Here is a 13,372-nt window from a genome sequence, read left to right on the forward strand (position 1 = left end):
CGCAGCCCATTATTCGCCCTGGCAGCGCTTCGGGCATCCCGTGGCGCGACATGATGTCGGGGTGAGCTCGTACGCTGGGTGCCGTGGCATTCGCGACTGAGCACCCCGTACTGGCGCACTCCGAGTTCCGGCCGGTCAGCGACATCCCGCGGACCGACGGCCGGTTCCGGATGGTCAGCGACTACCAGCCCGCCGGCGACCAGCCCAAGGCCATCGAGGACCTGGAGCGCCGGATCAACTCCGGGGAGAAGGACGTTGTGCTGCTCGGTGCCACCGGTACCGGGAAGTCGGCGACCACGGCTTGGCTGATCGAGCGCGTGCAGCGCCCCACGCTGGTGCTGGAGCCGAACAAGACGCTGGCCGCGCAGATGGCCAACGAGCTGCGCGGGTTCTTCCCGGACAACGCCGTGGAGTACTTCGTCAGCTACTACGACTACTACCAGCCCGAGGCCTACGTCCCGCAGACCGACACCTACATCGAGAAGGACTCCTCGATCAACGAGGACGTCGAGCGGCTGCGCCACTCGGCCACCTCGAACCTGCTGAGCCGCCGCGACTGCGTGGTGGTCTCCTCGGTGTCGTGCATCTACGGCCTGGGCACGCCGCAGTCGTACCTGGACCGGTCCATCCCGCTGGAGGTCGGCGGCGAGATCGACCGGGACGTGTTCCTGCGCGCGCTGGTGGACGTGCAGTACAGCCGCAACGACATCGCCTTCGCCCGCGGCACCTTCCGGGTGCGCGGCGACACCGTGGAGATCATCCCCGCCTACGAGGAGCTGGCGGTGCGGGTGGAGTTCTTCGGCGACGAGATCGACCGGCTGCACTACCTGCACCCGATGACCGGTGAGATCGTGCGCGAGGTGCGGGAGCTGCGGATCTTCCCGGCCACCCACTACGTGGCGGGCCCGGACCGGATGGAGAAGGCCATCCACGGCATCGAGGCCGAGCTCGAGGAGCAGCTGGGCAAGCTGGAGAAGCAGAACAAGCTGCTGGAGGCCCAGCGGCTGCGGATGCGCACCCAGTACGACATCGAGATGATGCGCCAGGTCGGGTTCTGCTCCGGCATCGAGAACTACTCGCGGCACATCGACGACCGCGCCGCCGGGTCGGCTCCGGCCACCCTGATCGACTACTTCCCGGACGACTTCCTGCTGATCGTCGACGAGTCGCACGTGACGGTGCCGCAGATCGGCGGCATGTACGAGGGCGACGCCTCGCGCAAGCGGACGCTGGTCGAGCACGGCTTCCGGCTGCCCAGCGCGATGGACAACCGGCCGCTGACCTTCGAGGAGTTCTCCGACCGGATCGGCCAGACGGTGTACCTGTCGGCGACGCCGGGCCCCTACGAGATGGCGCAGGCGGGCGGCGAGTTCGTCGAGCAGGTGATCCGCCCGACCGGGCTGGTCGACCCCGAGGTGATCGTCAAGCCGACCGAGGGGCAGATCGACGACCTGGTGCACGAGATCCGGGAGCGCGCCGAGCGCGACGAGCGGGTGCTGGTCACCACGCTTACCAAGAAGATGGCCGAGGACCTCACCGACTACCTGCTGGAACTGGGCATCCGGGTGCGCTACCTGCACTCCGAGGTGGACACGCTGCGGCGCGTCGAGCTGCTGCGGCAGCTGCGCCTGGGCGAGTACGACGTGCTGGTCGGCATCAACCTGCTGCGCGAGGGCCTGGACCTGCCGGAGGTCTCCCTGGTGTCCATCCTGGACGCCGACAAGGAGGGCTTCCTGCGCTCCGGCACCAGCCTGGTGCAGACCATCGGTCGTGCCGCGCGCAACGTCTCCGGCCAGGTGCACATGTACGCCGACCGGATCACCGACTCGATGCAGCACGCCATCGACGAGACCAACCGGCGCCGCGCCAAGCAGATCGCCTACAACGAAGAGCGCGGCATCGACCCGCAGCCGCTGCGCAAGAAGATCGCCGACATCCTGGACCGGGTCTACACCGAGTCGGAGGACACCGAGGAGTCGGTGGCGGTGGGCGGTTCGGGCCGCAACGCCTCCCGCGGCAAGAAGCCGACCGGCGAGGCGGTGGCCAGCGCGGGTCTGCTGGACGACCGCGACATCAAGTCGATGCCGCGCGCGGAGCTGGCGGACCTGGTCCAGCAGCTCAACGACCAGATGATGAACGCGGCCCGCGAGCTCCAGTTCGAACTGGCGGCCCGCCTGCGCGACGAGATCCAGGACCTGAAGAAGGAGCTCCGGGGCATGGACGCGGCAGGCATCGAGTGATGGAGCGGACGGGCGGTGTGGTGAACACCGGAGGTGACCGGTCGTCGCGGCGGGCGGCCGGAATTCGGTGGTGAGCGGCGCTTCGCGGCTCTAGGGTCCGAGCCGTGGAGTTCGGCGGTGGCTGGGACAGCGCGGCGCGGCTGGTCGGCGGGCGGTGGGTCGAGCGGCGGCCGCGGCGGCCGGAAGTGGCAGTCCGGTTGCGGCGGGAAGCGCGGCTGATGCCGTGGTTGGCGCCCCGGCTGCCGTTGCCCGTCCCTGTTCCCGAAGTCGTCGCGGAGGAACCGCTCGTCGTCCGGCACCTCATCGTGCCCGGCGAACCGCACGAGCACCTGAACGCTGGGCACGGGCGCGTTCTCGGCCGCTTCCTGCGGTGCCTGCACGAGGTCTCGGTGCCCGATGCCGTGGCGCGCGGCGTTGCGCCCGCAGCGGACGCGGCAGCCGAGCTGGCCGGTGAGGTGGCGCGCTTCCGGGCCGAGGTGGTGCCGATGCTGGCGCTCGATGAGCAGCGTGCCGGGCTGGCGCTGCTCGATGCCGTGCGCGACTGCCCGCGGGACGTGCTCGTGCACGGTGACCTGGGGCCGGAGCACGTGCTGGCGGATGCTTCCGGGATCACCGGCGTGATCGATTTCGCCGATGCGGGCATCGGCGATCCGGCGCTGGACCTCGCGTGGGCGCTGCACGGTACGCCGACGGCGTTCGCCGATGCACTGGCCGCCGCCTACGGAGTGACCGATGACCAGCGCGAACGCGCTCTCCACTGGCACCGGCTCGGACCGTGGTACGAGGTCCTCCACGGCATCGACGCCGGCGATCCCGACCTGGTGCGCAGTGGTCTGGCAGGAACCGCGGCCCGGCTCGAAGGTGCACCGGCGGAACCGTGAGAACGGAGCGTCCGACAGGACCTGCCGGTCGCGGTGATCGCCTTCGACCGGCGCTGGGCACGGAGGAAGGCGGTGGTCGTCGACCTTTCTCGACATTCCTGGAAGTTTTCGGTTGACCTCTACCTTGGTCGATGTTTGATGCTTCTCGTGCGGCGCCGGCCGCGACCGGGGCGCTCCCGGACCGCTCCGAACGAGGAGAGCTGATCATGACCGAGGCAGTGACCCGGTGGGTCGAGCAGCACGCCCACCGCCTCAGCACGTCCGACCCCGGTGCTCCGCTGGCCGATCTCCGGCCGCTGGCCGCCATCGTGGGCGACGCCGAGGTCGTGGCCGTCGGTGCGTCGATCCGCCACTCCCGCGAGCTGTCCGTCCTCTCGCACCGGGTCGTCCGGTTCCTGGTGGAGGAGCAGGGTTTCCGCTCGTTCGCGCTGGAAGGGGACGACGCGTCGAGGCTCGGGCTCGACGAGCACATCAGGACCGGGGCGGGCGATCCGCGGGCGATGCTGGCCGAGGCGAGATCCTTCTGGCAGACCGGGGAGATCCTCGACGTCATCAGGTGGATGCGTTCGTTCAACCGGCGCAACCCCGGTGATCCGGTTCGCTTCGTCGGCGCGCTCGCGGAGTGGACGCCGTCGCTCGACGGGCTGGCCGGTATCGAGCAGGGCCTGGCCGAGGGCGTGATCCGCTGGCACGAGCGCACCGGCGACAAGATCGTCTACTGGGGCGGGCTCGCGCACACCGCCGTCGGCGATCCGCGGACCGTCTCGCCCTCGTCCCCGCCGCAGACGCACCGCAACGCGGGTGGCTACCTCCGCGAGCACTTCGGCGGCGACTACGTGTCCATCGGCCTGACCTTCCACCACGGCACCGCGCTCTACCAGATCCCGGCCCCGCCCGCGGAGTTCGCCGACGCGGCCCTGGGCGCCACCGGGCTGGACGCCTACCTCCTGGACCTGCGCGCCGACGGCCCGGCCCCGGTGCGGGACTGGCTCGACGCGCCGGCGAAGACGCGCCTGATCGGCCCCGAGTACGACGCCGCCGACGACGCGGCCCACCACCTCTCCGGCGGATCGCTCGCGGGCTGGTTCGACGCCGTGATCCACGCCCAGGAGATCACCCCGGTCAGCCCGCTGCGCGCGACTGCGTGACCGGCCCCGCGCTCCGCATCCACCCTTCCCGCAACCGAGGAGTCAGTTCCATGTCCGAGACCACCGTTCCCGAGACCTACCGCAAGGCCGTCGTCGCCCACGTGATGCTGGACGGGGCCGCCGAGGCGATCGCCTTCTACCGCACCGCGTTCGGCGCCGAGGAGCTCTTCCGCATCGCCGACGGGGACGGCAAGATCGTGCACGCGGAGATCAGCATCCAGGGCTCGACCATCATGCTGGGCGATGCCGAAGGCCCCGTCTTCGCGGCGCCGACCAGCATCGGCGGCACCACCGTGGGGCTGCACGTCTTCGTCGACGACGTCGACGCGCTCGCCGAGCGGGCCGTCGCGGCCGGAGCCGAACTGCTGCAGCCGCCCGCCGACCGGTTCCACGGCGACCGCACCGCCATCCTGCGCGATCCCCACGGGCACGTCTGGGTCCTGCTCACGCACGTTGAGGACGTGTCGCCGGAGGAGGTCGTCCGCCGGGCGCAGGAGTTCTTCGGCTGAGCGCGGCGGAACGGGCGCCTCCGGGGAAGTCCGGAGGCGCCCGTTCGGTCCTGGTGGGCTCAGGCGAAGGCGCTGTGGCCGGTGATGGACTTGCCGACGATCAGGGTGTTCATCTCGCGGGAGCCTTCGAAGGAGTACACCGCTTCGGCGTCGGAGAAGAACTTCGCGACCTCGTAGTCCAGGACGATCCCGTTGCCGCCGAACAGCTCTCGCGCCCAGGCCACCACCTCGCGCATCTTCGTCGTGGTGAACGCCTTGGCCAGCGCCGCCTGCTCCGCGCCGCCGCGGCCCTGCGCGACCAGCTCGTTGAGGCGGACAACGATGCCGAACATCGCGGTGATGTTGCCCAGCATCTTCACCAGGAGGTCCTGGATCATCTGGAACGCGGCGATCGGCTTGCCGAACTGGACCCGGTTCACCGCGTACTCGCGCGCCAGCTCGTAGGCGCGCACCGCCACGCCCAGCGCCTGCCAGGCCACGCCGCCGCGGGTCTTGGCCAGCACCTTGGCGGTGTCGCGGAAGCTGTTGATGTTCTGCAGCCGGTTGGCCTCCGGCACCCGGACGTCGGTGAGCACGATGTCGGCGTTCTGCACGGTGCGCAGTGCGATCTTGCCCTCGATCTTGCTCGTGGTGAAGCCCGGCGTGCCCTTCTCCACCACGAAGCCCTTGACCTGGCCGTCGGCCTCGTCGCGGGCCCACACCACGACCAGATCGGCGAACGTGCCGTTTCCGATCCAGCGCTTCGCGCCGTTGAGCACCCACTCATCGCCGTCGCGCCGCGCCGTGGTGCGCATGCCGCCCGCCACGTCGGAGCCGCCCTCGGGCTCGGTGAGGGCGAACGCGCCGATCTTGGACATGTCCGCCATGTCGGGGATCCAGCGGTCCCGCTGCTCCTGGTCGCCGCCGTTGTAGATGCTGCCCATCGCGAGTCCGGTGTGGACACCGGAAAACACCGCCAGGGACGGGTCGATCCGGTTCAGCTCCAGGCTCAGGAAGCCGGTGAACAGCGGGCTGCGCGACTTGCCGTCGCCGTACTCGGGGTACTGGTAACCGGCCAGGTGCAGCCGGGCGAACTTCGCCACGACCTCGAACGGGAACTCGGCCTTCTCCCACGCGTCGTTCGCGAGCGGCTTGATCTCCCGCTCCAGGTAGTCGCGGATCTCGGCGAGTTCGGCGCGCTCGGCATCGCTGAGCAGGTCGGCGAACCCGAAGAAGTCGGGGTTGGTGTTGACGGGCTTGGGCATTCCTCAGTCCTCAGTGGTCGTTCGGCAGCCCCCGGCGCCGGTGCCTCCGCAATTTCAATTGAAATTGGACGTGCAATTTCAATTGAAATTGCGGGAACGGGTGGCGGAGGCCGTGGTGCGGGTCGGGTTCAGCTCTGCTCGATGTCGTGCAGGGCCGCGTTGATCGCGTTCTGCTTGCGGTCGCGCAGTTCGGAGCGCTGCTCGTAGGCGGTGGGGCCCGAGCCGTAGGTGGTTTCGGTCTGGTCGGAGATCGCCGCGATGGCGTCCTCGGTCAGCTGCGGGTGGCCGAGGTCCTTCCAGCGCTCGGCCATGCCGATGCCGAGGTGGGCCATCATGTGCCGGATGCCGCCGGGACCGCCGCCGAGGTGGAAGCTCTCGAACGGGCCGACGGTCGCGTACCGGCCGCCCAGCGATGCCTTCATCACGGTGTCCAGCTCCTCGACGCTCACGACTCCGCGCAGCACCAAGGAGATCGACTCCTGCATGATCGCGCTCTGCAGGCGGTTGGCGACGAAGCCCGGGATCTCCTTGCGCAGCCGGACCGGGGTCTTGCCGAGAGCGCGGTAGAACTCCACCGCTGCCTCGACCACCGGCTCCGCGGTGCGCTCGCCCGGCACGATCTCCACCAGCGGCACGACCTGCGGCGGGTTGAACGGGTGCGCGATGAGCAGCCGCGCTGCCACGGCCCCGGGCAGTTCGGCGGCGATCGCGCTGGCGATGATGCCGGAGCTGGAGGAGGCCAGCACCGCGTTCTCCGGTGCGTGGCGGGCGATCTCGGCGAACAGCCGCTGCTTGAACTCCAGCCGCTCCGGGCCGTTCTCCTGCACCAGGTCCACGCCGGTCACCGCCTCGGCGAGATCCCCGGTCAGGTGGATGTGGTCGAGCAGCTCGTCCACGTCGGCGCCCGGGATGCCGGCGGCCAGCGACGGCATCGCCGCGCGCACCGCGTCGGCGAGGTCTTCGCGCGGGTCGGTGATGCGGACTTCGAGGCCGTTCGCGGCGAACAGCGCCGCCCAGGACAGCCCGATCGTCCCGGCGCCGACCACCGCGACTTTCGTCCACTGCGCACTCATGCGCTCTCCTCGATCAGTGTCGGTCGTTGAACTTGCTTCTTGGTCTTCGTTCTGAGACGCCGGAGGCGTTCAGTCCGCCGTCGGCGTTTCCCAGCGTTCGCCTGGCGAGGCGCCCCGACCGCCGTGCATCAGGCCGGAGGGCCGGCGGGCGCTGAGGTTCCGCTGCGCGAGCGAGTTCGCAGGCAGAGCTCTCAGGCCAGGTAGTCGTGCACGGGTTCGATGCCGCCCAGGGTCAGGTCGGTCAGGACGTGGCTGGCCGAGACGATCTCGCGCACCGGCAGGTCGGCCAGCGGGGCGAGCACGTGCTCGAACAGCTGCAGCCGCGCGGGACCGGTGTAGGCGGCCTTGACGGTGATGTCGGTGATCTGGCTGCGCACCAGTTCGCACACCCGCGGCCCGCGCGCACCGGGCACGATCTTGAGCATGTAGGTGGGCGCGGTGATCTGCGCTTCGGCCTCGGCCGGATCCAACGGGTGGTGCTTGTAGCCCATCGTCGCGGTGGCCACCCGCTCCGCGCCGTAGTCCAGAGTGCCCACCAGCGCGGCGTGGTCGACGCGCAGCGCCGGGGAACCCATCACCTTCGGGTAGGCGCTGGCCTCGCGCCCGGCCGCGGTGGCCGGGAAGTTGTCGAGGTACATGGCGTGCAGGTACTCGCCGCGCTCGTCGCCGAGGCGCACCGGGATCGCCTGCCCGGCCTCGACGTACGGGCCGAACGAGGTGACATCGCCCATCTTCATGACCTCGAAGCGCACCAGCGGTTCGTCGAACTCCAGCGGTTCGGGCACCACCGCCCGCAGCGCGTCGGCATCGGTGCGGTAGACGATGTTCAGGTACTCGCGGTCGGTGAACCGCACCGCGGCCGGGGCGTAGGCGGGGCTGGTCAGCGGTGTGGCCACGCTCCGCAGGATCTGTTCGCGGTTCATCGTCCCGTCCACTTCGGAGCGCGCTTCTCGGCGAAGGCGCGCACGCCCTCGGCGAAGTCCTCGGATTCGCGCAGCGCTCGCGCTTCCGCGCGTTGTGCGGAGAACGCCTCGGCGTCGGGCGCACCATCGGAGAGCCGGACCACCTTCTTGACCGCCGCCAGCGCCAGCGGCGCGTTCGCGGCGACCTCGGCGGCCAGCTGCAGGGCGGTGGTCACGGCCTCGCCGTCGTCCACGACGCGGTTGACCAGGCCCAGTTCGCGCGCCCGCTGCGCGTCGATGGCGCGGCCGGTCAGCAGCAGTTCCATCGCCAGGTGGTGCGGGATGCGCTTGGGCAGCCGGATGACCCCGCCGCCCCCGGCGATCAAGCCGCGCTTGACCTCGGGCAGCGCGAACCGCGCCCCGGTGGCGGCCACGATCAGGTCGCACGCCAGCGCGAGTTCGAACCCGCCGCCCATCGCGTAGCCCTCGACGGCGGCGATCAGCGGCTTGCGGGTCTCGGCCTCCGCGAGCCCCGCGAAGCCTCGGCCCGGCACCACCGGCGATTCGCCGCGAGCCGCTGCCTTGAGGTCCATGCCCGCGCAGAAGGTGCCCGCCGCGCCGGTGAGCACTCCCACGCTCAGCTCCGGATTGGCTTCGAGCTCGTCGACGGCGGCGGCGATGCCGGTGGCCACCGCGGTGTCGACGGCGTTGCGGGCCTGCGGGCGGTTGATGGTGATGACCAGCGCGGATCCGGCCGTCTCGGTCTGCACCGCGGTGTCCGGCGCGTTCATTCGCCCCTCCTGAGCTCGGTGCGGACTTCCTCGGTGTGCTGGCCGGGCAGCGGCGCGTGCCGCCGGATCGCGGCCGGGGTGGCGGAGAAGCTCACCGGCACGCCCACCACGCGGTAGCTGCCTTCGCTGGGGTGCTCGGCGACGTCGAGCAGGTGTCCGTCGCGCACGTAGGGGTCGTCGGCGGCCTCGTCGAGCTTGAGCACCGGGCCGACCGGGATGCTGTGCTTGCTGCACACCTCGATCCACTCGGCGGTGGTCAGGGCGGGCGTGACGGACTCGATCAGCTCGGCCAGCGCCTCGCCGTCGCGCCTGCCGTCCACGAACTCGCCCGCCAGCCGCGGGTCCTCGGCCAGGTCCGGGCGGCCGGCCGCGCAGAACAGGTCGCGGAAGTTCTGCGGGCTGTAGGGGATGATCATGGCCAGGCCGTCCTTGGTGGGCCGGGCGCGGTGGCCCTTGTTCATCGACAGCGCGAAGCCGGTCGGCCCCATCGGCGGCTCGTACAGGCGGCCCTGCAGGTGCTCGACCAGGTTGAACGCCAGCAGCGTGTCGGCCATCGGCACCTCGACGAGCTGGCCCTGCCCGGTGGCCCGCTGGTGCACCAGGGCGGCCAGCGCCGAGTAGGCGATGGTCAGCGCGGCGACCTTGTCGGCGAAGATGCTCGGCAGCACCACCGGCTGCCCGATGTCGCCGGAGCGCTGGGCCAGGTCCAGCAGTCCGGAGGCGGCCTGCACGGTCTCGTCGTAGGCGGCGAGACCGGCGCGGTCGGAGTCGGGGCGGAAGCCCTGCGCGTGCGCGTAGATCAGCTGCGGGTTCGCGGCGGCCAGGCTCTCGTAGTCCATGCCCAGGCGGCGCAGCGCGCCGATGCGCATGTTGGTGATCAGGACGTCCGCGGTGCCGATCAGCTCCAGGGCTTCGGCACGCTCCGCGTCGTCCTTGAGGTCCAGCCGGACGCTGCGCTTGTTCCGGTTCACGTTGAGGTTCAGCGGTGTCATGCCGGGGGTCCGGTGCAGCGTGCCGTGGCGCACGGTGTCCTTCGGCGACTCGATCTTGATCACGTCGGCGCCGAGGTCGCCGAGGATCTGGGCGGCGTAGGGGCCCATCACGACGGTGGCCATGTCGATCACGCGCACGCCCGCCAGCGGGCCGGTTGAGGTATCAGCAGAGGTCATTACCACTCCCGGGAACAGTTCCCGATGGATTAATTCGCTTCGCTAATTACGTTAGTCCGGCGGTCGGCGGGGATTCAATCGATGGGTGGCACCATTGCGCGAACAATGGCGTGACCGCAGCGGTCACGCCGCCAGTGCCAGCTTGGCCTCGTCGATCAGTCTCAGCAGGTCGGAGTGGGTTTCTGCGCGATCCCGCCGCCAGATCAGGCCGGTCGCCAGCGCCGGGTCGAAATCGGCGAAGGGGAGCACCACGGTGCTTTCCACGCGGTGCTTCTGCATTCCGCTCGCCGGATCCAGCATCGAAATGGAGAATGCCGACCCGTTCGCGACGAATTCACTCGTGCTGCCGTAATCGCCGGTGTTCAGCGTCATCCGGCGGTGGATCCCGGCGGCCCGCAGGCGCGCCTCCACCTCGTCGTAGTAGCTCGGCAGCATCCGCGGCGCCGGGCTCACGTAGGTGTGGTCGACCAGCTCGTGCAGCGAGACCGAGGTCCGGGAGCCGAACTCGGCGGCCGGCAGCACGGCGCCCAGCGGCTCGCGCATCACCTCGAACACCTCGATGCCCTCGGCGTGCACCGGCAGGTGCACCAGGGCCATCGCCAGCTCTCCGCGCTGCACCCCGATGAGCAGGTCGTCGCTGCCGCCCGGCCAGCGCTTGAGGTCGCACTCGGCCGCGCACCGCTGTTCGAAGGACCGCAGCCGGTCGCGCAGCGAGGAGTGCAGGCCGGGTGGGATGCCGACGTAGACGATCGCGCGCCGCGGGCTGGTCGCCTCGCGCAGCCGCCAGGGGATGTCGTCGAACCGGCCGAGCACGTCCTTGGCGATCGGCAGCAGAGCCGCTCCGGTGCTGGTCAGCCGGACGTGGTGGGAGTCGCGCTCGAACAGCGCCGAACCGAGGTCGCGCTCCAGGTCGCGAATGCGCTGGCTGAGCGGCGAGGTCGCCATGTGCAGCTGCCGCGCGGCCTTGGAGAACGACAGGTTCTCCGCGACGGCCACGAAGTACCGCAGGTGGAACATCTCCATGGCGTAGCTCAAGCTGTCGAGGCCGGACCGGACTGTGTAACCAGCCTATCACGCGCGAATGCCGTTGGCGCGCAACGGTTCTGGGTGAAACCGTGGCTCCGGGAGAGGGTTTCTCCATCGCCGAGGGTGATCGGCGCGCTGCGGACAGGTACCATCGACCAAGATCAACTCTGCGTGACTGTCAAGAGAGGATGGCTGGCCGAAAGTGTGATATTGCAACAGACCTTGTTACTCATGAGTCATAAATGTTGAAGTTTTATTGCGCTGCGTGACTGATCTTCCGTTTTGGGGTGATCGTCTCACCGTAAAGGTGGTACCCCGTATGAACTAAAGAGGGTATTTTTGCCACCACTGTTCGACATTGGACGGATGCATCAGGTTGTCGTGGAACGGAGCTAGTGCATGAACGCCGCCCAGTCGCTTCGCGGGTGCCCTCGTGGGCGTCGCCGCGGTCGCGTCGGGGCTGCACGAACTCCGGCGGGCGAGGTGGCCGCACCTGCCACCGCTGCCGCCCGCACCGCGGTGCACCTGCTTGCGCCGGTCGGCCCGAAGTCGGGGCCGCCGGCACCCCACGTTGGTCAGGAGCCAGCGACCGCTTCGCGTGGAGTCGCCTTTCCGCCGTAGAAAGACTCGCACCCCACCTGCCGGAACGCCCCGGCAGGAGATCTCGCGCGCCCTGACCGTCCCGCCTCCGGCAGCACCCGCCGGTTCTGCGGTCCGGGCGCCACCATCGCGCGCGGCGGTCCGCACAGGAGGGACGTATGGAACCAACCGATCACAGCGACACAACCCCGGACCGGGTGTCGCACCTGCTGGAATTCCTGCGCAGGTACAGCAGGCAGCGGCTCGACTCGCGGCGCATGGACGAGCGGCGCGCCTTCCCGACCTCGCTGATCCCGGACTTGGCCGCCCACGGGCTGTTCGGCCTGCAGATAGCCGAGGAGCACGGCGGGCTGGGCCTCTCCCACTCCGACTTCCTGCGCGTGATCACCCAGCTGGGCGCGATCGACGCGAACCTGTTCGTCCTCCTCGGCGTGCACAACACCCTCGGTGTCCCACCGGTCGCGCACTACGCCGCGGAGCACGTGAAGAGCGCGGTGCTGCCGGACGTGGCGCAGGGGCGGGCGCTGATCACCAGCGCGATCAGCGAGCCCGGTGCGGGGTCGAACGTCCGCGCCGTCCAAGCGCGCGCGGAGCGGTGGCCGGACGGTTCCTACGTGATCAACGGTTCCAAGCAGTGGATCAGCCTGGGCGCTGATGCCACCTACGTCAACGTGTTCGCCCGGCTCAGCGACGAGTACGGCCGGGACCTGGGCATCACCGGTTTCCTGGTCGACACCTCGACGCCGGGCTTCGTGGGCGGCCCGGAGGTCCTCACCCTCGGCCTGAAGGCGGTCCCGCAGAACAGCCTGGAGTTCCAGAGCCTGCGCGTGCCCGGCGACGCCCTGCTCGGCGGTGAGGGTGCCGGGCTGCTCGCGGCGAAGGAAGCGTTCATGCGCGGCCGGGTAACCCTGGCCGCGGGCGGCCTGGGTGCCATGATGCGCTCCCTGGAGCTCGCGGAGCGCTTCGCGCGGCGGCGGCAGGTGGCCACCGGGAACCTGGCGGAGAACGGCCGCATCCACCAGCTCTTCGCCGAATCGGTGGCCGCCACGCAGGCCGTCGAGGCGCTGGTGCGCTACATCGGCGCGCGGATGGACTCCGGCGAGCACGTCCCCGAGGAGCTCTTCTTCGCCGCGAAGATCACCGGCTGCGAGCTCATGTGGCAGGTGGTGGACCGCAGCGTCCAGCTGCTGGGCGCGCGCGGCTACGTCGACACCAACGTCCTCGGCCAGTTCTTCCGCGACTACCGGCTGCTGCGCATCTTCGAGGGTTCCACCGAGGCGATCACCGTCTACCTGGGGTCCCGGATGCTCGCCGCGCCGCAGCGCGTGCTGTCGCTGCTCGACGAGTTCGACGTGGCGCCGCACCTGCAGGAGCTCGCGGCCGGAGTCGCCAAGCTGGCCTCGGCCAAGACCGCGAACGTGCAGAGCCAGCACGTGCTGGCCAACGTCGTCGGCGAGCTGACCTGCTGGACGATCATGGCAGGCCTGACCGCGCAGTCGCAGCACCGCTCCGAGATGGCCCAGTACACCGCGGCCTGGTGCGAGCAGCAGCTGTCCGAGCGGTTACGCACGGCGGAGCAGGGAACACCGTTCGTGGAACTGCCCACTGTGGATGCGATCGCCCGGCACATCGGCGGCTACGACGACACCATCGGCGACGTGGAACAACGCCGCCCGGGCGACCAGAACGACCTGGACCTCCTGCTGCGCCGCCACTAGCGCTGCTGAAAACCCAGGTCCGCCCTGCGCGGCGGAACCTCAGCGGTCGCCTGGACCGCGAGCTGTCCTGG

The 13,372-nt window shown here is 70.0% G+C and carries 11 protein-coding genes; 5 read left to right on the plus strand and 6 right to left on the minus strand.

The features are described from left to right. Positions 1-83 precede the first annotated feature (83 nt). From uvrB to C4T78_RS24770, 4 genes are all read left to right on the plus strand, one after another. On the plus strand, positions 84-2,240 hold the full coding sequence (uvrB, locus tag C4T78_RS24755; protein WP_093354719.1) for an excinuclease ABC subunit UvrB: 2,157 nt from the start codon (positions 84-86) through the stop codon (positions 2,238-2,240). 104 nt (positions 2,241-2,344) lie between these two features. Next, positions 2,345-3,121, plus strand: coding sequence for a phosphotransferase family protein (locus tag C4T78_RS24760; RefSeq protein WP_093354717.1), 777 nt, complete (start codon positions 2,345-2,347; stop codon positions 3,119-3,121). Positions 3,122-3,327: 206 nt separating this feature from the next. Beyond that, a complete protein-coding gene (locus C4T78_RS24765) occupies positions 3,328-4,269 on the plus strand; it encodes an erythromycin esterase family protein (protein WP_093354714.1) in 942 nt (313 codons plus the stop codon). Between the two features lie 50 nt (positions 4,270-4,319). After that, positions 4,320-4,778 (plus strand): VOC family protein, encoded by a 459-nt coding sequence (locus C4T78_RS24770; RefSeq protein WP_093354712.1) that lies wholly within the window; start codon positions 4,320-4,322, stop codon positions 4,776-4,778. Positions 4,779-4,837: 59 nt separating this feature from the next. Here the strand turns inward: C4T78_RS24770 and C4T78_RS24775 are convergent, their stop codons facing one another. The 6 genes from C4T78_RS24775 to C4T78_RS24800 form a co-directional block, all read right to left on the minus strand. Continuing rightward, positions 4,838-6,022 carry an acyl-CoA dehydrogenase family protein gene (locus C4T78_RS24775; protein ID WP_093354709.1) on the minus strand — a complete coding sequence of 395 codons (1,185 nt, stop codon included), beginning with the start codon at positions 6,020-6,022 and terminating at the stop codon, positions 4,838-4,840. A gap of 128 nt (positions 6,023-6,150) precedes the next feature. Next, on the minus strand, positions 6,151-7,095 hold the full coding sequence (locus C4T78_RS24780) for a 3-hydroxyacyl-CoA dehydrogenase NAD-binding domain-containing protein (protein ID WP_177247660.1): 945 nt from the start codon (positions 7,093-7,095) through the stop codon (positions 6,151-6,153). Between the two features lie 191 nt (positions 7,096-7,286). Continuing rightward, positions 7,287-8,018 (minus strand): acetoacetate decarboxylase, encoded by a 732-nt coding sequence (locus tag C4T78_RS24785; protein WP_177247659.1) that lies wholly within the window; start codon positions 8,016-8,018, stop codon positions 7,287-7,289. Beyond that, entirely contained in the window at positions 8,015-8,788 is a 774-nt protein-coding gene (locus C4T78_RS24790) for a crotonase/enoyl-CoA hydratase family protein (RefSeq protein ID WP_093354704.1), read from the minus strand. Before C4T78_RS24790 ends, C4T78_RS24785 begins: the two co-directional genes overlap by 4 nt. Next, entirely contained in the window at positions 8,785-9,957 is a 1,173-nt protein-coding gene (locus C4T78_RS24795; RefSeq protein WP_093354702.1) for a CaiB/BaiF CoA transferase family protein, read from the minus strand. Before C4T78_RS24795 ends, C4T78_RS24790 begins: the two co-directional genes overlap by 4 nt. A gap of 123 nt (positions 9,958-10,080) precedes the next feature. Further along, a complete protein-coding gene (locus C4T78_RS24800; RefSeq protein ID WP_093354699.1) occupies positions 10,081-10,980 on the minus strand; it encodes a LysR family transcriptional regulator in 900 nt (299 codons plus the stop codon). Positions 10,981-11,741: 761 nt separating this feature from the next. On the opposite strand from C4T78_RS24800, the gene C4T78_RS24805 reads away from it, so the two are divergent. Further along, positions 11,742-13,301: an acyl-CoA dehydrogenase family protein gene (locus C4T78_RS24805; protein WP_093354697.1), complete on the plus strand. Its 1,560-nt coding sequence runs from the start codon at positions 11,742-11,744 to the stop codon at positions 13,299-13,301. The last annotated feature ends 71 nt before the right edge of the window (positions 13,302-13,372 follow it).

Source organism: Saccharopolyspora kobensis, assembly GCF_900108315.1.
In the GTDB taxonomy this organism is placed as follows: Bacteria; Actinomycetota; Actinomycetes; order Mycobacteriales; family Pseudonocardiaceae; genus Saccharopolyspora; species Saccharopolyspora kobensis.

Excerpts from the sequence above, each read along its gene's own strand:
- C4T78_RS24790 (WP_093354704.1), bottom strand. The coding sequence starts at position 8,788 with ATGAACGCGCCGGACACCGCGGTGCAGACCGAGACGGCCGGATCCGCG.
- C4T78_RS24795 (WP_093354702.1), bottom strand. The coding sequence starts at position 9,957 with ATGACCTCTGCTGATACCTCAACCGGCCCGCTGGCGGGCGTGCGCGTG.
- C4T78_RS24780 (WP_177247660.1), bottom strand. The coding sequence starts at position 7,095 with ATGAGTGCGCAGTGGACGAAAGTCGCGGTGGTCGGCGCCGGGACGATC.
- C4T78_RS24770 (WP_093354712.1), top strand. The coding sequence starts at position 4,320 with ATGTCCGAGACCACCGTTCCCGAGACCTACCGCAAGGCCGTCGTCGCC.
- C4T78_RS24800 (WP_093354699.1), bottom strand. The coding sequence starts at position 10,980 with ATGGAGATGTTCCACCTGCGGTACTTCGTGGCCGTCGCGGAGAACCTG.
- C4T78_RS24775 (WP_093354709.1), bottom strand. The coding sequence starts at position 6,022 with ATGCCCAAGCCCGTCAACACCAACCCCGACTTCTTCGGGTTCGCCGAC.
- C4T78_RS24805 (WP_093354697.1), top strand. The coding sequence starts at position 11,742 with ATGGAACCAACCGATCACAGCGACACAACCCCGGACCGGGTGTCGCAC.
- C4T78_RS24785 (WP_177247659.1), bottom strand. The coding sequence starts at position 8,018 with ATGAACCGCGAACAGATCCTGCGGAGCGTGGCCACACCGCTGACCAGC.
- C4T78_RS24765 (WP_093354714.1), top strand. The coding sequence starts at position 3,328 with ATGACCGAGGCAGTGACCCGGTGGGTCGAGCAGCACGCCCACCGCCTC.